The sequence below is a fragment of the Planotetraspora kaengkrachanensis genome (genome assembly GCF_016862895.1).
GTDB classification, from domain to species: Bacteria; Actinomycetota; Actinomycetes; order Streptosporangiales; family Streptosporangiaceae; genus Planotetraspora; species Planotetraspora kaengkrachanensis.
In genome coordinates this window covers 136955-157116 of sequence record NZ_BONV01000024.1, presented here as the reverse complement: position 1 = coordinate 157116, position 20162 = coordinate 136955, and the positions used below count along the sequence as shown (strand labels likewise).

The window sequence follows — 20162 nt, the reverse complement described above, 5'->3', positions numbered from 1 at the left end:
AATCCTCCGGCCTTAGGCGGAGGAGGATGTCAAGTCAGATAGACGCCCACGGCCAGAGGCAGCAGCAACAGCCCGATGAAGACCTGCAGCGGGCGGTCCCGCAGGGCGAGTTCCTCCGGTTCCTCACCCACGCCCCGATCCACGAGCAGGGCGTGCCGCAGCACGACGAGGACGAACGGGACGATGCTCACGGCGTACGGCGCGCGGGCGAGGCCCTCGTGCTCCTGCAGCGCCCACAGGCAGTAGGTGACGATCATCGCGCCCGACGCCATGACCCGGACGTGCCCGAGATAGGCGACCGTGTACGTCACCAACGTGGCCCGGGTGCCGTTCCCGCCCTGGGCGCGCAGCTCCGCCTCCCTCTTGCCCGCCACGAGCAGGAGCGAGCCGAGCGAGATGACGACGAGGAACCAGCTCGTCACGGGCACGGCCACCGCGACCGCGCCCGCGTAGGCCCGGATCACGTGGCAGCCTGCGACGGCGACCAGGTCCACCACCGGCTGCCGCTTGAGCCAGAACGTGTAGGAGGACGTCAGCGCGACGTAGGCGGCCACGACCGCGGCGAGCTCCCAGCCGCCGGCCCAGGCGACGAGCAGACCGGCGGGGATCAGGACTCCGCCGGTGACACGCGCGAGCCGTACGGACACCACGCCGGAGGCGATCGGCCGCGAACGCTTGCGCGGGTGCCTCCGATCGGCGTCCACGTCGGCGGAGTCATTGAAGAGGTACGTTCCGCTCGCCGTCAGGCAGAACGCCGCGAACGCGACGAGCGAGCCGCGCATTCCCGCGCCCGTCGTGAGCACGCCCGCGGCCGCCGGGGCGGCGAAGACGAGGGCGTTCTTGAGCCACTGGCGGGGACGGCAGGCACGGAACAACCCCGCCGCCACCGCACGCGCGGAGCTCGCGCTCGCCGGTGGATCGTCCACCGGCGAGCGGAGAGCCGTGCCTTCTGAGCTCATCGCCGCCGTCCCGCTCGCGTCACGACCGGGGTCGGTCCGCGCGTCCGTGTCTTACTCCGCGTCGGCCGCGGACGCCGTCGCCGGCTCGTCCTTGGACGCCGCGGAGGAGGGGGCGCGCAGGAGCACGACTCCCGAGATGGCGAGGATGAGCCCGATGACGAGAGACAGCAGCGGAAGGATCGTCTTGATGAGCGAGATCTGGTCCATGCTTTCCCTGGCGGTCTTGACCAGTTCGGCGGTGGTCTGCGGGGTGAACGACGCCGTGGCGATCAGCGCGGGCATCCGCTCGACGCCGTCGGCGGTCTTGAGCACCTCGTGACGCTGCTGCTCCTGCTTGACCGGCGCGCCCGTCGTGGGCTCCACCCAGTAGGTGACGACGCCGTCGTAGACGCGGTCGACCTGGACGTCGCCCGGGTCGGTCATGCCCAGCACCGACGCGGGCGCGGTGAGCGTCTGGACGACGGTGGGCTCGATCTTCATCTGGAACTTGTAGACCTTGAGCCCGTCGACGGTGTCCTCGCCGACGAAACCCGCGTCCCAGGCCTTGCGTGTGGAGGTGTCGAAGACCTTGTACGTCTTCTTCTCCACGCCGAAGGGGAACAGGAAGATCTGGCCCTGCAACTGGACCGGCTGCTTGTCCACGCTCACGCCGCAGCAGTTGACCCCGGTGCCGTTGTACGCGTTGAACGCGCTGCGGAACTCCGACAGCGAGATCGACTGACGGCCGTTGGTCACGTCGTTGACGGCGGTGAACTGGTCCCACACGACGCGGTCGTCCTTGGACTCCGCCACGTCGCCCCGAGTCGTGACGGTGATGTCGAGGGTGCCGGTGAGGACCTTCAGGTCCTGCTGGCTGAAGTACTGCGCGTTGTCCGCGGAGAGCTTCGAGATGGAGTACTGGTCGGACGGGGCCTTGATGACCTTGCCCGCCACCTGGAATCTCAACAGCGGAGCCAGTACGACAAGGAACGCCCCGACGGCTAGCAGAACAACTCCGGTGGCGCGGCGCATTCGCTCCTCCTGGGGCATCCCGCAATGGGGGGTGGGGGGATTTGAAATTGTGGCGTTATGTACTGAAACAGGTTTCTATTCCGCGTTATGTTAGTCGCGCACGTGACCCACGTCACCAGGGATGCTGAAAAGTGACCGAAACAGGTTCTAGCGAGATACCGGCGGGCTCCCCGCGAACGGAGAACCCCCGTCCCGTCTCCCCCCGCCTGGCGGCCACCGGCGGGCGGCAGGCGTCCCTGGACGGACTGCGCGCCGTCGCCGCGTTCGGCGTCCTCCTCTTCCACGTGTCGATCGAGACCGGCACCGCGCTGCGGGAGGGATTCATCGGCGGCATCCTCGCGCGTGGCGAGGTGGGGGTGCCGATCTTCTTCACGCTCTCCGGCCTGCTGCTGTACCGGCCGTGGGCGCGGTCGGTGCTGGAGGGCTCCCCCGATCCCGACACCAGGACCTACCTGTGGAAGCGCCTGCTCCGGATCATGCCGGCGTACTGGCTGGTCGTCGTCGTGGCCCTGCTGCTGTGGGCGGACGGCCACCGCAGCGACCTGTGGACGTGGACCGAGATGCTGCTCCTGCTCCACAACTACGACATCGACCACTGGTGGTACGGCCTGGGGCCGCAGGGCCTCGGTCAGATGTGGAGCCTCTCGGTCGAGGTCGCGTTCTACCTCACGCTCCCCATCATGGCCGCCGCACTGCGCGCCTTCGCGACCCGAGGCGGCGCGCCGGTGGACGTCCGGGCGAAGCGGCTGCTCATCGGTCTCGCCGCCTTCGGCGCCCTGTCCTACGTGTACACGGTCTTCGAGTTCCACCCCGACTACCGGCCTTGGATGAACATCTGGCTGCCGCGATCGTGGACGTTCTTCGTCCCCGGCATGATGCTCGCCGTCGTCGCCGCGTGGGCGAGGACCGGAGCCGAGGGGCCGCAGCGCTTCAGCCGCGCCGTCCACTCGTCCACGGGTTCGTTGTGGCTGGTCGCGGGCTTGGCGTACGTGATCGCGGCCACCCCGGTGACCGGCGCCCGGTTCGTCGGCATCGACGGGATGTGGGCAGGCCTGGTGGAGCAGGCCCTCTACACGACGGTGGCGTTCTGCCTCGTGGCCCCCGCGGCCCTCCAGCCGGATCGTGGCGGCCTCGCCGGATCCGTGCTGGGCGGCCGCGTCATGAGCTATCTGGGCCGGGTGTCCTACAGCGTCTTCCTGTGGCAGTTCGTCGTGCTCTACCTGTGGCGGGACTTCACCGGTCAGAAGACGTGGACGGGCGACCTGGTCCTCAACTTCGTCCCCGTGGCCGGGCTCACCCTCCTGCTGGCGCACCTGACCTACCGGTACGTCGAGGAGCCCGCCCGCCGGCTGATCCACTACGTGACTCCCCGGCCGGATCCCGCGACGGAGGCCGCCCTCCAGCCCGCCCCCTAAAAGATCTCCGCTCCGTAGGTCCCCTCCAGCGGGCCCGACAGCGAGGCCCGGACCGAGCGGCTCACCTCGTCGGCCAGCACCTCCTGACTCCCCTCGAGCAGGGCCTGCATGGTCTGCTCCGCGACGTCCTCCGGCGCGATCTTCGGGGCCGTCGTCCACGCGCTGAGATCAGTGTCGACGTAGCCGGAATGCACCCCGACCACCAGCGTCCCCTGCTCCGCCAGCCCGACGCGCAGTGCGTTGGTCAGCGACCACTGGGCCGACTTGGCCGCCGCGTATCCGGGCGCCAGAGGCATCGCGCGCCACGAGACCAGAGAGAGCATGTTCACCAGGGCCCCGCCCCCGTTGCGGGCGAGCACCGGCGCGAACGCCCGGGAGACCGCCCAGGTGCCGAGGTAGTTGACCTCCATCTCGTGCCGCGCGCCGTCGAACGATCCGTCGAGCAGTCCCGTGCCGCCGGTGACGCCCGCATTGTTGATCACAATCGTGACGTCACCGGCGAGTTCCGCCGCGGCCGCGACCTGGTCCTGGTCGGTGACGTCGAGCCGCACCGGGATCAGGCCGGCGTCCTTCACGGCCTCCGGGTCCCGCGATCCGGCGTATACCTTCGCCGCGCCGTGCTCGAGCAGGGCCAGCGCGAAGGCCCGCCCGATTCCGCGGTTGGCACCGGTGACCAGAGCCGCCGCTCCCTTGATCTGCATTGTCCGTTCCCCTCGTTCACAAAGTAGACCGATCGGTCGATTCACTATAGATAGACCGAGTGGTCTATAGTCAAGTCGTGGACACGACGAAGACCCAGAAGGCCGCCCGGGGCGAGGGCCCGCGCGAGCGTCTGCTGCGCGCCGCCGGCACGCTTACCTACCGCGAAGGCGCGCACGTCGGGATCGACGCCATCCTCACCTCGGCCGACGTCGCCAGGCGATCGCTCTACCAGCACTTCGGCGGTAAGGACGGCCTCGTCGCCGAGGTGCTCAGGGAGGCCTCCGAGCGCACCGAGCAGGGATACTCCGATGCCCTGGCCTCCGGTGGAGACGATCCGCGCACTCGGCTGCGGGCACTGTTCGCCCACCTCGAGACGGTGCCGGACGCGCCCGGATACCGGGGCTGCCCCTTCGTCAACGCCGACCTTTCGCTCGCCGATCCGGCGCATCCGGCGCATGACGTGATCCGCGCCCACAAGCGGCGCCTGCGCGCGCTGCTGGAGGCCGAGCTGCGCGCCGCCGGGCACCCCGACCCGGTCACGGCGGGCGTCCAGCTGATGCTGCTGATAGACGGCGCCGCCGTCACCGCGGCCTCCCGGCCCGACGAACAGCCGGCCGCCGCCGCCCGCGCGCTGGTCGAACTCGTGATCTCCCAGACGGCCCCGGCTAGCTAGGGGCAGGGACGACCGCGCCGAACGCCACGGCCCTCAAGCAGAGGCCGTCGGGCACGGTGACGCGCAGGCCCTGCCCCACACCGGGATGGGGGAAGTACATCTCCCGCTCCTGCGGGCTCGCCGGCAGGTCCAGGCGGATGGAGACCGAGCCGAGCGACACGTCGACCGTGACGGGTAGCTCACTGGTGTACTTCAGCCACCCGACCGCCTCCGGGCCGCCCAGCGACTCGACGGGGAACGATATGGTGCCCTCCCTCGGCCGGTAGCACCCACCGCCCTCGGGGCCGTCGAGATAGCCGTAGATCCCCTGCACAGGCACGAGCCTGCCCGTGTCGTCGATGACGTACGGCGTGCCCGTCGGCTCGGGGTCGCGCATCCTCTGGCGCAGTCCCTCGCCGGCGAGCGGGGTGAGGACGCGCGAGGTCAGCCGCCGCTCTCCGTTCCACGGCAGCACCACGTAGTCCGGCACCGGCCGGGGGTAGATCTGCGCTCCGGCGGGGGCCGCGGCGAGCGAGGCCCGCGCGGTGTCCAGGTAGGCGTGGATCCTGTCGCCCGTCACGAGCGTCCTGCCGTACGACGTGATGGACGCGATCGACATGCCGACCACGACGAACGTCGCGAGCGCCGCCGCCAGCGGCATGACGTCGGGGTACGGCCGGCGCGACGCGCGTTCCTCGCCCCGGACCGGCAGGAAGGCCAGCGCGAGGCAGATCGCCACGATGAGGGCCGCGTCGGCCACATAGCGGGTCTCTGTGCCCACGAGCGCGGTGTACCGCCCGCGCGCGAGCACGGTCGGCAGGGCGTCGGCGACGACGACGAAGGCCGCCGCGATCAGCCAGGCCCGCCAGGCGTGCCTGCGGTGAACGCAGGTGAGCGCGACCACGACGGCGATCGTGAGCCAGGACGCGACCACGAGGGGGACCGAAGGATCGGCGAGCCCCCCGGTCCCGGCCAGACCTCCCCAGTTGAGCGGGCCCCCGATGACTCCGGTGGGGAACGTCTTGCCCAGCATCCATCCGAGCAGCCCGGCCGTGACGTCCGCCTTGGGCGCCCCCGCCCCCTCGTCGCCGGCCGTCCCCTGCTGTGCGAGGTACAGCACGGCGTAGGCCGCGAGGACCCCCGCGTAGGTCAGCCAGATCCGGGTGTGCGTCCGCACCTCCCGCATCATCGACCGCACCCAGCCGCCGTCCGCGCCGAGATATGCCGTGACGACGGCGAACGTCACGAACGGCAGGAAGACGCCCTTGGTGGAGAACGCCATGCCGAACACGGCCCAGTACAGCCCCCGCCAGGCGTGGCGGGTCTCCCCTGTCTGCGCGAACCGAACATGGGCGGCCAGCGAGAAGACGATCGCCACCTGCAGCGGCACGGCGTTCAGCGCCGCCGACCACCAGCTCAGCGCCGGCACGGTGAGCGGCGCGAAGACGTAGACGGCCAGCGGGATCAGGATCGCCGTCCGCCCGCCGAAGAGGCGGCGCAGCAGCACCAGCATCCCCGCCGACGCCGCGGCCTGCAGGGCGAGCATCACAGAGGAGACCAGGAACCAGTTATAGGCGGCCGCCCGCGACACCACCCAGACCAGCAGGAGGGCGCCCGGCATGAGATGCCCCTTGTGCACCCGCATGAGGTAGTCCCACGTGAGGCCGTGCTCGTGGGCGTCTCCGACGAACAGGAAGTCGTCCTCGATGAAGTAGGACCGGGAAAGCACGTGGGCCTTGAAGACCAGCGACACGGCGATCAGTGCGAGGGCCGCCAGCGTCAGCCGGTCGGGCCGCGGGGCGGCGAGGCGGATCCGGATCGTTCCCGGCCGGCGCACGTCCTCGATCTCGGTCTCCGTCACGGTCGTCCCTCCACCGCATCGCGCATGCAACGTGTTCTATATACCGTGTTAGGCTCCGCCGGATGGAGACCCCCGAGGCGTTCCGCGCGGACCTCGCGCGGTCGGTCCGCCTGCTCGGCGCCTTCCGCCTGGAGCAGAGCGATCCGAGCTTCTTCTACGGCATGCTGGCCAGGGACACCGTGGCCCAGCTGTCCGCCTACGCCGATCTGGACGGCGCCCTGGTGGCCGACATCGGCGGCGGGCCCGGCTACTTCGCCGAGGCGCTGCGCGCCGCCGGCGCCCGCACCGTCTGCGTGGACTGCGACGCCGGCGAGATGCGCGCGCGTGACGGCGTCATGCCGGAAGGCGCCCTCCTGGGCAGCGCGCTGGAGATCCCGCTGCGGACCGGCTCCGTCGACGTGTGCTTCTCCTCCAACGTGCTCGAGCACGTGCCCGACCCCCTGACCATGGCCGACGAGCTCGTCAGGGTGACCCGGCCGGGCGGGCTCGTCTACCTGTCGTACACGGCGTGGCTGTCGCCCTGGGGCGGCCACGAGACCTCGCCCTGGCACTACCTCGGCGGCCACCGTGCGGCCCGGCGTTACGAACGCCGGTACGGCAGGCCGCCCAAGAACGTCTACGGCGAGAGCATGTACGCCGTGTCGGTGGCTCGGATGCTGAAATGGGCGCGACGCCAGACGAGTGCCGAGGTGCTCGACGCGATCCCTCGCTACCACCCTCGCTGGGCGCGGCATGTCACGCTCCTACCGGGGATTCGCGAGGTCGCCACGTGGAACCTGCTGCTCGTCCTGCGCAGGCGCTGAGCGGGGCCGCGGCCGCCGGCGAGACGCCCAGAGCCCCGCGCCGATGAGCAGCACCCCGGAGCCCGCCGCGCCGATCGGCAGGATCGTGCGCAGCCATCTGCTCCACGTTGCGTACGCCTGCGCCTCGGCCTCGTTGAGGGCGATCTCGTTCGCCGGTGTCCGTAGGTCGGCCGACAGCACGGTCAGCCGTTCCACCCCGTCGGCCGTGCGGAAGGTCTCCCGCCGCCTCTCCTCGGACTTGACGGGCACGCCGCTCACGGGCTCCACCCAGACCGTACGCTCCGTCTGGGCCCACCTGGTCACGGTGAAGGTCCGGTTCCCCGCCAGGCCCAGCGTCTTCCCCGGGATGCGGATCGCGACGTCCTCGACCTTCGTCGCCGGCACGTGCTGCCTGTACCGGTAGGTCGTGACCCCGTCCACGGACTCCTCCCCGTCGTACGCCATCGGCAGCGTCCGCTTCACCTGGGTGTCGAAGTACGCGTAGTCCTGCTTCCGCGCTCCGAACGGCCAGCGGAACGCCAGGCCGGACTGGCGTGCCGTGGGATCGTCGTCGACGTACTCGCCGCAGCAGTTCACGATCGCACCGGTGCGCCGGTCGAAGGCGACCTTGCGCTCGTGGTAGTCGATGCGGTCGCCGTCCTCGGTGTCGAGTGAGCTCGACTCGAGCCAGACGGCGTGCTCGTCGTCGCCCGCCCCGGCGTCCCCGTTCAGCGCGCGGGTGAGCACGACAGGTCCGGTTCGGGTCCGCATCGCGGCGGTGTCGAAGTAGGTGGCCGAGGCGGCGGACAGGCGGCTGGTCGACGAGTGATCGAGCGGCACCCGGATGACCCTGTCGTGCACGAAGCCGCGCAGCAGCGGGACGAGGGTGAGCAGGAACGCGCCCGCCCCGGCCAGGGCGAGAGCGGCCGCGCGGCGCAGGGAAGCACGATCGGAAACGGAGGCCCGGCGGCCGGGGGCGGCGGTCACGACGCCGGCACCGCGTCGCCGACGGCGACGTCCCCGAAGCAGATCTGCGCGCCCATGGGCAGGCCGGACACGAGGACCTTCTGCAGGTTCGCCGGGGCCACGAAGAGGATCCGGCCCAGCCCCTGCCCGATCGTCACGTCGTGTCTCCTGTCGCCGAGGTAGAGGACGGCCCGGGCACTCGCGGCCGAGGAGTAGCCGATCCGGACCACGGCCCCCGCCTGCGGCACCTGCGGCAGCGGGATCTCCACCCCGGCCCCGGCCACGGGATAACAGCCGCCGGGCGCGGCGGTCCGCTCCCCCGACCCGTCGGCCGCACGCAGACGCCCCTGGTCGTCGACGACCATGGCGTTGGTCGACGGCGCCGGGTCGCGCATCCGCTCGCGTTGCGCGGGCGTCGCCAGCGGGGCGAGCACGCGGGAGGTCATGGCGTACTCGCCGTACGCCGCGGAGATCACGTCCCCGGGGGCCCGGCGGTCCAGAATGACGGCGTCCGGCGGGGCCGAGCGCAGCGAGGCGGCGGCGGTCGTGAGATAGGCGTGCGCCCTGTCGTTGCCGAGATACCCGGACAGGACGCTGACCGACGCGAGCGAGCCCACGAGGAAGCCGCCGAGCAGAAGCCCGCCGGCACCGGTCACCAGGTCTCTGGGCGGCCGCGCGCGATAGGGGCGGTCCTCGCCGGCGAGCGGCAGGATGGCCGCTCCCACGACGAGCGCCAGCACAGGGGCCGCGTCGACGATGTACCGCGTCTCCATGCCGTGGAAGGCCCCGAGAATGTGGACGCGCCCGTAGTACGTCGGCACGATGTCGGCCACCACCAGGTAGCCGAGCAGCAGGCCCCAGGCCCGCAGGGCGCGCCGGCGGTAGCGGGCGGTGACCACCAGCAGGGCGAGGGCCACGACCGCCGCGAGGCCGACGAGCAGGGCGGGCGGGCTGGCGACGGCCCGGTCGGGCCCGGAGAACCACTTCCACGGACCGCCGAGCGTCGTGCCGAGGAAGGTGTCGAGGAGCAGCTTCTTGATGAAGCCGAGCCCTTCGGCCGGTGTCGGCCATCCGCTCATGTCGGCGGTGTCCCTGCCGGCCACCAGGTAGCCGACCACGTATGCCACGACGACGGCCGCGTACGTGGCCCACAGTCCCGCGTGCCTGCGCAGCACGCCCCGCACGCCGCCGCCGTCCGAGAAGTACGCGAGCGTCAGCGCGAACAACAGCAGCGGCAGCGCCGCCGCCTTCAGGAAGGAGCACAGGGCGACGACGAGCCACGCCGTCGCCGCCACCGCGTGAAGGAGACGGCCGTCACGCAGATGGAGCACATGACTGATGATCGCCATGGGGATCGCGATCAGCAGCGGCACGAGGTTGAGCGCCGCCGACCACCAGGTGAGAGCGGGCACGGTGAACGGCGCGAACAGGTAGACGGCGAGCGGGACCAAAATCGCCCGTCTGCGCCCGAACAACACGAGCAACATCCGGAACACGGCGAGGCCGGAGACCGTGAACAGGATCAGCGTGCTGCCCGCCGCCAACCCCCAGCTGTACGGCGCGAGCCGCGTGACGAACCAGGCCAGGGCGAATCCGACCGGCATGAACTGCCCATAGTGGACGCGGGTCAGGTAGTCCCACGAGAGTGGGCTCTCGACCGCCCGCGCGGCGAACTCGAAGTCGTCCTCCTTGAAGTACGCCAGGCTCACGACCTCGGCCCGCCACCACAGCTGGAGGACGAGCAGGAGGAGCGCGGCCAGCGTGACGCCGTTGCGCCGGACGAACGCGCCCCAGGCCGACAACAGTGCCACCGTCTCCGCGGGGAGCGTGATGCGGATCCGCGGCGGCTCGGGCCGCGGCGGGACGTCCGAGATCACCTTGGTCACGGCACTCCAGAAAGGTGGGTGTCCCTGCCGGCCGCCGACGCCGCCTGCGGCACCTGCCCGTCCGGCTCGGGGACCCGCGGCGCCCGCACTCCGGCGGGGTCGTCGGGCACGTTGGCCAGCAGGCGGGCGAGGAGCGGAAGGCAGAGCAACTGCGGCACGAGGTCGCTCAGCGGCTCCCCCCATGCCGTGCTCTCCGCGCGCAGCAGCGCCGTGCCCACCGCCAGGCTCAGCCCGGCCAAGGCGAGCGAGGCCAGCGCGGCGGGGGCGGATGAGATCGCGCGTGAAACGGCCACGACGACGGTCCCCCGCCGGGCGTGCTCACCCGCGGAGACCCGACGGAACAACACTGTCCCCGCGAACAGGGCGCTCAGCACCGCGAGCCCCGTGAGGCCGCCGATCCAGAACCCGTAGAGCGGCACGAACGGCCACAGCCACTTGACCCGCATCCCCCTGGGGCCGGCCGGCGGATGCGCGGCGCGGCGCCGGACGGGAACCGCGGCGGCGGCCACGACGAGCAGGACCAGCGCCGCACCTGCCGCCAGGCCCGCGCGGTAGACGCCGTCCGGCCGGTAGCTCATGGTCACGGTCCCGGTCGTGCCCGCGGGCACGATCCACGCCTGCCGCCACCCGTCGAGCCGCGCCGGAGCGAGTTCGCGCCCGGCCACGGAGGCGTGCCATCCGTCGTTGAAGTTCTCGTTGACGACCAGGTAACTGGCCGCCGTCGCGTCGACCTCGACCCGGCGCTCCCAGCCCGTCCACTCCTTGACGTCCACCGGCTGGATCACCGTCGGCTGCGGCGCCACCGCGCCCGGCCGGCGGATGACGGCCGTCCGGATCCGGTACGGGTCCTGCGGCGACGCGGACAGACGGGTCTGCCCCGGCAGCACGTTGAAGTTCTCGCAGGCCTCATAACTGAGCGGCCTTCCGGCGAGGACGTCGGCGAGCGTCCCGTCGACGATCCTCGTGTGCACCGGAGCGCCGTCGACCGACAACGTGGGACCGTAGCCGCAGGGCAGCCGCAACGGGTAGCCGCTGAGCGCCCCAAGGGGTTGCACGCCGGGGATCGTGACGTCGTTCACCTCGATCGGCCGCGAACTGGACGCGGTGAACACGATCGAGAGCTTGCCCGTCTTCATCGGGGGGAACTCGATCCAGCCGTCACGGCCGACCCAGCCCTCACGCGTGCCGCCGTCGCCCCGCAGGGTCAGCCGCACCGGAGGGGGCCCGATGGAGGAGTCGGGGAACACGACCTTGATCCGGGAGAGGGTGACCGGGCGGGCAAGCGTGACGTCGAGCGTGGGCGCGCGGTCGAGCGGGTCGGCGTACCAGACCGTCGCGGGATCGCCGTCGAAGGCGGACCTCGCGATGGTCGCCGGGTCGTCGGTGTACGTCGAGGACGAGGTGACGGCGAGCGGCTCGCCGGGCAGCGAGGTGACCCGCTCGACCTCGGAACGGGAGGTGAGCACGGCCTGACCGCTGAGGGTCCGCTCTCCCGAGCCCTGGGAGTCGTAGGCCCGGTTGAAGCCGTAGGCGTCCTCGCCCTGGATCTCGAGCCCGGCCGAGCAGGCCCAGACGTACGACCCGCGCATGCAGGCGGGCACGTCCCCGTTCCTGCTGAAGGAGACGACCGCCTCGCCGCGGGAGTCGCCGGGCGCCTGCGGGACGACGATGGTCCGGCCGGGACTCACCCCGGGGATCGTGAGTTCGGTGATCCCGACCCGGCTGCCCAGCTTCGTCTTGGGCTCGTAGGCGAGCTTCGTGATCCGGATGCGCACCCGCGTGGTCGGCCCCGGCGGCGCGGCGAGGCGTTGCGGCTCCGCGGTCGCCGTGACGGACTGGAGCAGGGTTCCCGTGTCGGTCTCGACCGCGACCTGCGAGGGCGGCGGCCCGATGTACGCCTGGTCCAGCGCGAGCGTCACCGAGGGGACGTCAGTGGGCTTGGTGAGCGTCACCTCGAGCCATTCGCCCACGGGACCCTTCCACCCGGCGGACCGCCAGCCGGTCCGCCTGTCTCCGTCGACGGCCGCGAAGGGCTGGCGCCCGGGATCGCGGGAGTTCGGCATCGCGGTGGCGTCCGCCTCCGACGACGACGCGCGCACACCGGCGATCTCCAGCAACTGGGCCGTCGACTGGAAACGCTCCCAGGCGGGATCGGTGAGGTCGGGGCCCGACGCGGTCTCGCCGGGGGTGAGGGTGGCGCCCGCGACCTGCCTCAGGTCGCTCAGCTCGACGTCGGTCTTCCTCAGCGTGTCGGTGACGACGGTGTCGTACGCCGGGATCGCCGAGGCGCCGGGATCGTCGCCGAGGATGACGGGCCGGTCGTCGGACAGCAGGCCCTGCTCCGCCAGGTCGAGAAGGGCCTCGGGGGCTCCTCCCACCCGCAGGGCGCCCGCCACCGGCACCGTGCCGACCTGTGGAGCGGCCTTCTCCACCCGGTAGATCTCCAGGGCGGTGTACGGCTGGTCGAGCCAGCCTGACGCGATGGTGCTCCGTCTGTCCCCGACGCCCGGGCCGAACTGCTTGACCAGCGTGATTCCTGGCGAGTCCTCGATGGCCTGATGGACGCGCGCCGGCCAGGCCGTGCCGATGGTGCGGCGGTCGAGGTCGTTGCGCACGACCAGGTAGCCGACCCCGATCCGGCGGAGCGTCTCGGTGAGCCCCGCCGAGCCCTGTCCCGACGCGAAGCGGTCGTCGATGGCCGCCATCAGCCTGCTGGATCCCGCCGACCCCCAGGGGACGATGGTGTGCGTCGCCCAGCGCGCCGTGAGCAGCGGCTGCATGGGCTCGTCCAGTGGACGCCCCCACTGGTACTCGCCGCGCTTGGAGCCGGGAACGGCCAGGACCATCTGGTCGCCGGCGTTCTCGTCCAGCCACGTGGTCGCCTGCTTCCAGTAGCCGGGGATCTCCGTGAACGACCCGGAGGGCGCGAGCCCCTCCGCGACGATCGGCACGCAGGTCGCGGCGACCATGGCGGCGCCCGCGGCCGTCAGCGGCAGCCGGGCGCGGGGCTTGACCAGGCAGAGCAGTCCGGCCAGCCCGAGAACGACGGGCAGCCGGATCAGCGCGTCGAACTTGTGGAGGTTGCGGAACGCCGCGAGCGGCCCGTCGAGCGCATGCACGACGGCGTCGTTCAGGGGGTTCGCGATGGCGCTCGCGTGGCCGGCCGCCACGATCGCCACGCCCACGAGCAGCGTGATGAGCAGGAAGGAGCGTTCCGGCAGGCTCCGCAGGGCGAGCCCCGCCAGCCCGAACCCCGCGAGCAGGACGGTGACCACGATCAGCCACGGGCTGAAGGCCTGCTGGTAGGCCCCCGCCATCCACGGCCGGCCGTCCACCGACAGGAACGCCAGCCAGCTGGAGGTGCCGCGCAGCACGTTGGTCAGCGACGTCACTCCGGTCGTCGCGGTGGCGTTCTCGATGAAGGGGAGGAATGAGAAGACGTAGCGGCCCATGACGAGCAGCGGGACCGCCCACCAGAACGACACCGCCGCGATCAGGACGCACCACCACGCCATCAGCCGGCGGCGCAGCGGTCCCCGAGCCCGGGTCAGCAGATAGACGGCGGGCGCGACGAGGACGGCGAGTTCCGCCGTGGCGTTGACTCCGCCGCAGAGCAGGAACGCGATCGCGGACAGCGCGGCCGCCCGGCGTGGTCCCGTCGTGCCCTCCGCGCCCCGGACCAGTGGAAGCAGGATCCACGGCATCATGGCGCTGGGCAGGAACTCGGAGGAGTTGATTCCGATCAGCGCCTGGGCGTGCGGCGCCAGCGCGTACGCGAGACCGGCGAGGATGCGCGTGTTGGGCGTGCCGATCCGCAGTGCCCGGGCGAGTTGCACCACTCCGAGGAAGGCGGCGCAGAGCACGAACGACATCCACAGGCGCTGGACGTTCCACGCGGGCATGTCGAGCTTGAGCCACAGCGCGTAGAAGGGCCCCATCGGGAACAGGTAGCCGTAGGCCTGGTTCTGCAGGTGGCCGAAGTAGTCGTCGTCCCACAGGTGGAGCGCGCGGCCGAGGAAGCGCAGCGGGTCGACCGCCATGTCGAGCTTGGTCTCGGCGATGAGCTTCTCGGTCGCCGTGTTGAACGCGATCGCGCCGAGGAGCAGGCATCCGGCGAGCAGCCGCAGCCGGTGCCGGAACCGCTCGGCGTACGAATCCGCCTCCTCGGGCGCCAGCTGGCCGATCCAGTTGGCAACCGTCACTGAGCCGCTCCGCGGGAGGGGGGAACAGAGCCGCATATATCCAGCTCTGTGGCAATTAGTTCAGTCATGCTAGCGCCGGTCTTCCCCCACGTGAACTCACGCGCCCACATCCGGCATGCCGCTCCCATCCGCGCCCGCCTGCGGGGGTCTTCGAGCTCCTTCAGCGCGAGCCTGACGACGTCCGCGAGGGTCTCTCCTTCGCGTACCAGCCAGCCGGTGACGCCGTGCCGCACCGAGTCGCGCAGACCGGCCACGTCGTAGGCCACCGTGGGCACTCCCAGCGCCGCGGCCTCGATGACGGTCAGCCCCCAGCCCTCGAACTCGGACGCGGTGACGTTGAGGCGCGCGCCGCTGAGCACGGCGTTCTTGTCGGCTTCGGAGAGGAAGCCGCGCAGGTGCACCCGCCCTGCCACGTCCGGCTCGTTCGCGCGCGCCGCGAGCGGGCCGGACTCGGGACCGCGCCCGACGACGTGGACGTGCAGGCCCGGCCAGTCGCCCGCCAGGTCGGCCGCCAGCGTGACCACCCGTTCCACGCGCTTGTGGCCGACCAACCGGCCGAGGTAGACGATGACCGGGTCGCCGGCGACCCCCTCGCGGACGGCGATGGGCCGCGCCACCGGGCTGCCGTTCGGGACGATCTCGATCGGCGCCAGCCAGCGCAGCCGTTCGCGCAACTCGGCCGCCGAAGACTCCGACACGGTGACGGTGCGGCAGCGGCGGTAGACCAGCCGGGCGACCGGCCCCTCGATGAAGCATCCGATGCGCGCGATGCGGCGGGAGAAGAACGCGTAGAACTGGCGGTCGTGCACGTGGTGGATGAGCGAGATCACCCGAGTCCGGCGCGACACCACGACGGGGGCGAAGAACGGGATGCCGTTCATGCAGTCGATGACCAGGTCGAAGCGCCTGCGCCTGGTCAGCAGCCACAGCGGGACGAGCAGGTAGACGAGGTACCGGTTGCCCATCCTCCGCACCTCGACGCCGTCCCTGCGCTCAGAGCGCGGCTGCCCGGGCTCCCTGCTCGTCGCGAAGTGCACCTGCGCGCCCTGGCCGACGAGATGGGTGGAGACCTGCCAGGCGTACTCCTCCGCGCCGCCGGCGACGGACTGGCACGGCTCGCGGAAGTTCAGCAGGGCGACGCGCACGCCGCGGAGTGAGGGCGCGGACGCGGACGGGCCCTCGGTCAGGTGAGGCCGGTCCGATTGCGGCGGAGACGAGGCGCGCCCCCCGGGCTTCGCGTTCGCCTCCTGTGCGACCACTACCACTCCTTCGGGTGACACCTCGCGTGGCGATCCCGACGCGGTCGCGGGTCGCAGGGACGCTGGAAAGGACACTGGAAAGGACGGGGAACGGGACGGCGAGCGGCGACGGAGACCCGGATCCGGGCATGGCGGAATGAGGACCCGGCACGACCGGGTCCGTCCGCCGGTGACTCATCGGCTGTCCGCGCCGTCACCGCCGCCGGAGCGGCGGCACGGCCCGTCAGGCAGGCCGCTCCTCAGTAGGACGGCCACCGGGGAAGGAGAGCCCGCCGGCTCACCTGCCGCCGTAGTTGTAAAGAGGCTTGTTCGGCGGGGCCGGGGCGGGCGAAGCCACGTTGACCACCGCCACCGAGGCGAGGCCGGCGAGTACGGCCCCGATCACCAAAGCGGCCAGCACTTTCAACACGAATGCTTCTCCCTCCACGTGCGGAATCCGCAGTGGGCCGAGACTAGAACGTGATCCAGGTCATAATCCATAGCATTCGTCAAACCGTGATGAAAAACGTTACTCACGGGTATTGCACACAAAAATGGTGGGAACCGGCTCACAACCGCATCAAGAGCAGTTCGCCGTCCCGCCAGACGGGAATCGCTCCAGGTAGGCGAGATAGGAACGCGTTCTGGTTTTGTCCTTCCACCAGGACATAACGCACCCCTTCGGCGGCGAACGCCGTGGTCAACGGACCTCCGCCGGCGACCACGGCCCCGATTCTGCGGTTCAGCGGATCCTCCGAGGCCACCCGGATACGCCCGCCGCCGGGAAGACCCACCACCAGCGCGTCGTCCCACACGACCCGTCGCGCGAACGCCTTGGTCGCCGGGTCGAGCACCACCCGGCCGCCGTTCCAGCCGAACGCCCGGTAGGCCCCCCAGGGCAGCGTCACCAGCGCGCCGGGCGCCGGATCCCGGTTGACGATCGCCTGTACGGCCCGCCACCCGTCCGGATACTCGGCCGAACCGAGCCTCCCGAAGGCCCCCAGGGCGAAGGTCGGCAGGACGAGCACGGGCACGGCGACCGCCGCGACGGCGAACCGGCCGAGCACGGCCCGGTCCAGCCAGGCCACCGCCGCGGCGAACCCGACGGCCAGCACCAGGGCGAACGGGGCGATGTACAGCTGGCCGTCACGGAAGGGCCCGAAACCCGGCCACACCCCCATCAGCCACTGGAGGACCCCCGGGGCGAACGCCCCCGTGCACGCGACGACCAGCCCGGCAGCCGCGCCGACCGCGAGACCGCGGGCGTACGGCTCGCGCTCCTCCAACCGGCTTCGAGCCTGCCGTACGAACGTGACGAGGGCGACGGCGGTCAGTGCGAGGCGGACGGTGGCCGTCCCCCAGGAGCCCTGCCCAGGGACCCCGGCCTCGGCGTTCCAGATGCCGCCCAGCGAGAGCAGGCTGCCCAGCGTCCCGAACGGCCCGTCGGCTCTGGGCGCGAACGCCGCGACCCCGGCCGGATCGGCGACCGCGTCCGAGCGCAGGGCGGGCACCAGCCACGGCAGGCCGAGCACCGCCATCGTGGCCACGCTCTCTGCGAGCGCTCGGGCCCGGGCCCGCCATCCGTCCGCGGTGCGCCACACCGCCACCGGCAGCACGGCCACGGCGGTCACGAGCATCGCCTGGAAGCCCCCGACGGCGGCCGGGAGCAGTGCGGCGGCCAGGCGGAGCACTCCGCCCCGGGCCGCCGCCCGCACGGCCCACGGAAGGCCCGCGAAGCCGAGGAGCAGCGCCCACTGCCCCAGCAACAATCGTTGGGCCAGATAGGCGTTCCAGGCGTAGAACGCGGCGGCCGCGAGGCGGGCGGCCGTCCTGCCCGCCGTGTCCGCCGTCCCGTCCGCCGTCCTGTCCGCCGTCCTGTCCGCGGGGACGAGCGCCGCCGCCCCCGCGGCGGCCAGCACGAAGATCCCCACCAGGAGGACCTTCTGCACGATCTGCCCGGGAAGGATCGCCGACAAGAGCGCGACCACCTGGTCGCTCGGCACCGCCCTGGGAAATCCGCCGCCGTGCGACCCCCACACCGGGCCGGGCACGAACACCATGTCGTAGCGCAGCGTGAAGCCCGGCCCGAGCGCCGGCCCCAGGGCGAGCAGGCCGAGGACGAGCCCCAGTGCGGCCGGTGCGATGCGCACGAAACTGGAGGACGGCCGCATGCCGTACAGGCTAGGGCTCATCCCTTCAGAACAGGCCATGACGGACTTATCACGGCGGTCACGCGGCCGGAAGAGGGAAGCCCGGCCGCGTGGCCGCCGAGACTATTTGCCGGGCTCGGGGTCGCGCGGCAGGCCCAGCATGCGCTCGCCGATGATGTTGAGCTGCACCTCGGTCGTCCCGCCGTAGATCGTCATCGCACGGGTGGCCAGTACGGCCCGGTTCCAGTAGCCGGCGTCGCCGAGCTTCCAGTCGGCCGCGATGACCGCTCCGGCCCCGAGCAGGTCGACGGCCGTCTCCGACACGTGCTGCGCGTGCGAGGTGGACAGCAGCTTGCGCACCGAGGCGTCGGCGCCGGGCTCCGCGCCCGCGAGCTGCTTGAGCGTCACGCGCAGGGACAGCGCGTTGATCGAGTGTCCCTCGCACACCACGGTGGCCAGTCGGCCCCTCTCCACCTGCGTCAGTTCCCGGCCGAGCCTGCCCACCAGCCCGACCAGGTCGGGCACCGAGGCGCCGGTGCCGCCGGAACCTGCCGACAGCGACACGCGCTCGTTGGAGAGCGTGTTGCGCGCCACCTTCCAGCCTTCGTCGACGTTGCCGACCACGAGGTCGTCCGGCACGAAGACGTCGTCGAGGAAGACCTCGTTGAACAGGTTCTCCCCCGTCATCTCGGTCAGCGGCCGGACGGTGACCCCCGGCCCCTTCATGTCGACGAGGAAGTAGGTGATGCCGTCGTGCTTGGGCTTGGAGCCGTCCGACCGGGCGATGCAGATGCCCCATTCGGCGACGTGGGCGACCGACGTCCAGATCTTCTGGCCGTTGAGCTTCCAGCCGCCCTCGACCTTCTCGGCCTTCATCTGCAGTGAGGCGAGGTCGGAGCCCGCGCCGGGCTCAGAGAACAACTGGCACCAGATCGTCTCGCCGCTCAGCGTCTTGGGCAGGAACCGCTCCTGCTGCTCCGGCGTGCCGTAGGACACGATGGAGGGGACCACCCACGCACCGATGATCATCTGTGGCAGCTTGATCTTGGCTGCTCGGATCTCCTGGTGGATGAGCACCTGCTCCAGCGGCGTGGCGTTGCGGCCCCACGGCTTCGGCAGGTGCGGCATGACGAAACCGGCGGCTGCCAGCGCCCGCTTCTGCTCGACGCCCTCGAGCGCCGCGATCTCCGCCAGTTCGGCGCGGATGTCGGCCCGCAGCGCCTCGGCCTCCTCGGGGAGGTCGATCTCCATCTCGCGCGTCACACCGTCCAGCGCGAGCGAGGCGACGGTCTCGGCCCAGTCCGCCGACGACCCGAGCAGCGCCCGGACCGTGAGCGCCCGCCGGTAGTAGAGGTGCGCCTCGTGCTCGAAGGTGTAGCCGATGCCGCCGAAGATCTGGATGGCGTCCCTGGCGCACTGGACCGCCGCGTCGGGAGCCGTCACCCCGGCGATCGCCGCGGCGTAGGCGAGTTCGTCCCCGGTCGCCCTCGTGGCGTCCCAGACGGTCGCCCTGGCCTGCTCAAGCGCGACGAGCATCCGGGAGAGCTTGTGCTTGACGCCCTGGAACTGCCCGATCGGCCGGCCGAACTGGACCCGCACCTTCGCGTAGTCGGCCGCGGCCGCCACGCACCACGCCGCGACGCCGATCGCGTCGGCGCCGAGGACGACCGCCGCGAGGTTCAGCACGTCGGGGCCTTCGAGCCCGTCGAGGATCCGCTCCTCCGGTACGGCCAGCGCCTCGACCGCGACCTTCGCGACACCGCGCGTGAGGTCGAGCGGCTTTACCGGGGTGATCGTCGCCTGCGCGGCGTCGATCGCCACCCATTCCTCACCGAGGTCCGTCGAGACCGGCAGGACGAGCACGTCGGCGAGAGCGGCCCCGAGGACGGGCTCGGCGGCGCCGCTGATCGTCAGCGTGCCCCCCTCGCGCACCCCCGTCAAGGCACCTCCCAGCGCGACCGCGCCGGTCAGCGAGCCGTCCGCGAGGCCGGGAAGCAGTTCGGCGTGCGCCTTGCCGCTGGACGCGAGGATCGCCGCGCTCGCCAGGATGGTCGGCACCAGTGGCCCGGGCGCCACCCGCTCGGACAGCGTCTCGATCACGACGCCGGCCTCGAGCAGGCCGTAGCCGGAACCTCCGTGCTCCTCGGGGATGTGCAGTCCGAGCAGGCCCTGGTCGGCGAGACCCGACCAGAAGGCCGGCCGCTCCTCGGCGCCCGAGCCGTTCAGTTCGCCGACGGCGCCGCGGACCACCTCGACGGGAATGTTCCGCTCGGCCCATCCCGCCACCGACTCGCGGAGCGCCTCGTGCTCCTCGCTCAGCCCGATCGCCATGTGATTC

The 20162-nt window shown here is 71.6% G+C and carries 14 protein-coding genes; 3 read left to right on the top strand and 11 right to left on the bottom strand.

What is annotated here, in order from left to right; translation table 11 throughout:
• Window positions 1-29: 29 nt before the first annotated feature.
• Complete coding sequence (locus tag Pka01_RS23965; RefSeq protein WP_203885092.1) at window positions 30-959, bottom strand: decaprenyl-phosphate phosphoribosyltransferase; 930 nt, start codon at window positions 957-959, stop codon at window positions 30-32.
• Between the two features lie 51 nt (window positions 960-1010).
• Window positions 1011-1970: a cell envelope lipid trafficking protein PgfA gene (pgfA, locus tag Pka01_RS23960; protein WP_203885091.1), complete on the bottom strand. Its 960-nt coding sequence runs from the start codon at window positions 1968-1970 to the stop codon at window positions 1011-1013.
• 131 nt (window positions 1971-2101) lie between these two features.
• Between pgfA (Pka01_RS23960) and Pka01_RS23955 the strand changes: the two genes are divergently transcribed.
• Complete coding sequence (locus Pka01_RS23955; protein ID WP_239115249.1) at window positions 2102-3385, top strand: acyltransferase family protein; 1284 nt, start codon at window positions 2102-2104, stop codon at window positions 3383-3385.
• On the opposite strand, the gene Pka01_RS23950 is transcribed toward Pka01_RS23955, so the two are convergent.
• Window positions 3382-4086 (bottom strand): SDR family oxidoreductase, encoded by a 705-nt coding sequence (locus tag Pka01_RS23950; protein ID WP_203885090.1) that lies wholly within the window; start codon window positions 4084-4086, stop codon window positions 3382-3384. The two genes, Pka01_RS23955 and Pka01_RS23950, sit on opposite strands and share 4 nt — an antisense overlap.
• A gap of 77 nt (window positions 4087-4163) precedes the next feature.
• Here Pka01_RS23950 and Pka01_RS23945 point away from each other — a divergent pair, with 77 nt between their 5' ends.
• Window positions 4164-4760, top strand: a complete 597-nt coding sequence (locus tag Pka01_RS23945) for a TetR/AcrR family transcriptional regulator (protein ID WP_203885089.1) — start codon at window positions 4164-4166, stop codon at window positions 4758-4760.
• Here Pka01_RS23945 and Pka01_RS23940 read toward each other — a convergent pair.
• Window positions 4753-6600, bottom strand: coding sequence for a hypothetical protein (locus Pka01_RS23940; RefSeq protein ID WP_203885088.1), 1848 nt, complete (start codon window positions 6598-6600; stop codon window positions 4753-4755). The two genes, Pka01_RS23945 and Pka01_RS23940, sit on opposite strands and share 8 nt — an antisense overlap.
• Before the next feature lie 62 nt (window positions 6601-6662).
• On the opposite strand from Pka01_RS23940, the gene Pka01_RS23935 reads away from it, so the two are divergent.
• The gene (locus Pka01_RS23935; protein ID WP_203885087.1) at window positions 6663-7403 is read left to right on the top strand and encodes a class I SAM-dependent methyltransferase; all 741 of its coding nucleotides are present in this window, start codon (window positions 6663-6665) and stop codon (window positions 7401-7403) included.
• Here Pka01_RS23935 and pgfA (Pka01_RS23930) read toward each other — a convergent pair.
• The 7 genes from pgfA (Pka01_RS23930) to Pka01_RS23905 all read right to left on the bottom strand — a co-directional run bounded on the left by pgfA (Pka01_RS23930) (window position 7344) and on the right by Pka01_RS23905 (window position 20155).
• Window positions 7344-8369, bottom strand: a complete 1026-nt coding sequence (gene pgfA / locus Pka01_RS23930) for a cell envelope lipid trafficking protein PgfA (protein ID WP_203885086.1) — start codon at window positions 8367-8369, stop codon at window positions 7344-7346. The genes Pka01_RS23935 and pgfA (Pka01_RS23930) overlap by 60 nt on opposite strands.
• Window positions 8366-10234, bottom strand: a complete 1869-nt coding sequence (locus Pka01_RS23925) for a hypothetical protein (protein ID WP_203885085.1) — start codon at window positions 10232-10234, stop codon at window positions 8366-8368. Before Pka01_RS23925 ends, pgfA (Pka01_RS23930) begins: the two co-directional genes overlap by 4 nt.
• The gene (locus Pka01_RS23920; protein ID WP_203885084.1) at window positions 10231-14436 is read right to left on the bottom strand and encodes an alpha-(1->3)-arabinofuranosyltransferase; all 4206 of its coding nucleotides are present in this window, start codon (window positions 14434-14436) and stop codon (window positions 10231-10233) included. Before Pka01_RS23920 ends, Pka01_RS23925 begins: the two co-directional genes overlap by 4 nt.
• Window positions 14433-15695: a glycosyltransferase family 4 protein gene (locus Pka01_RS23915; RefSeq protein WP_239115248.1), complete on the bottom strand. Its 1263-nt coding sequence runs from the start codon at window positions 15693-15695 to the stop codon at window positions 14433-14435. Before Pka01_RS23915 ends, Pka01_RS23920 begins: the two co-directional genes overlap by 4 nt.
• A gap of 277 nt (window positions 15696-15972) precedes the next feature.
• Window positions 15973-16104, bottom strand: coding sequence for a hypothetical protein (locus Pka01_RS41335; protein WP_275414503.1), 132 nt, complete (start codon window positions 16102-16104; stop codon window positions 15973-15975).
• Window positions 16105-16243: 139 nt separating this feature from the next.
• Window positions 16244-17866, bottom strand: coding sequence for an MmpA family trehalose lipid delivery protein (locus Pka01_RS23910; RefSeq protein WP_203885083.1), 1623 nt, complete (start codon window positions 17864-17866; stop codon window positions 16244-16246).
• An 81-nt stretch (window positions 17867-17947) separates the two neighbouring features.
• Window positions 17948-20155, bottom strand: a complete 2208-nt coding sequence (locus tag Pka01_RS23905) for an acyl-CoA dehydrogenase family protein (protein ID WP_203885082.1) — start codon at window positions 20153-20155, stop codon at window positions 17948-17950.
• Between the last annotated feature and the right edge of the window lie 7 nt (window positions 20156-20162).

Excerpts from the sequence above, each read along its gene's own strand:
- Pka01_RS23910 (WP_203885083.1), bottom strand. The coding sequence starts at position 17,866 with ATGAGCCCTAGCCTGTACGGCATGCGGCCGTCCTCCAGTTTCGTGCGC.
- Pka01_RS23905 (WP_203885082.1), bottom strand. The coding sequence starts at position 20,155 with ATGGCGATCGGGCTGAGCGAGGAGCACGAGGCGCTCCGCGAGTCGGTG.
- Pka01_RS23965 (WP_203885092.1), bottom strand. The coding sequence starts at position 959 with ATGAGCTCAGAAGGCACGGCTCTCCGCTCGCCGGTGGACGATCCACCG.
- pgfA (WP_203885091.1), bottom strand. The coding sequence starts at position 1,970 with ATGCGCCGCGCCACCGGAGTTGTTCTGCTAGCCGTCGGGGCGTTCCTT.
- Pka01_RS23935 (WP_203885087.1), top strand. The coding sequence starts at position 6,663 with ATGGAGACCCCCGAGGCGTTCCGCGCGGACCTCGCGCGGTCGGTCCGC.
- Pka01_RS23950 (WP_203885090.1), bottom strand. The coding sequence starts at position 4,086 with ATGCAGATCAAGGGAGCGGCGGCTCTGGTCACCGGTGCCAACCGCGGA.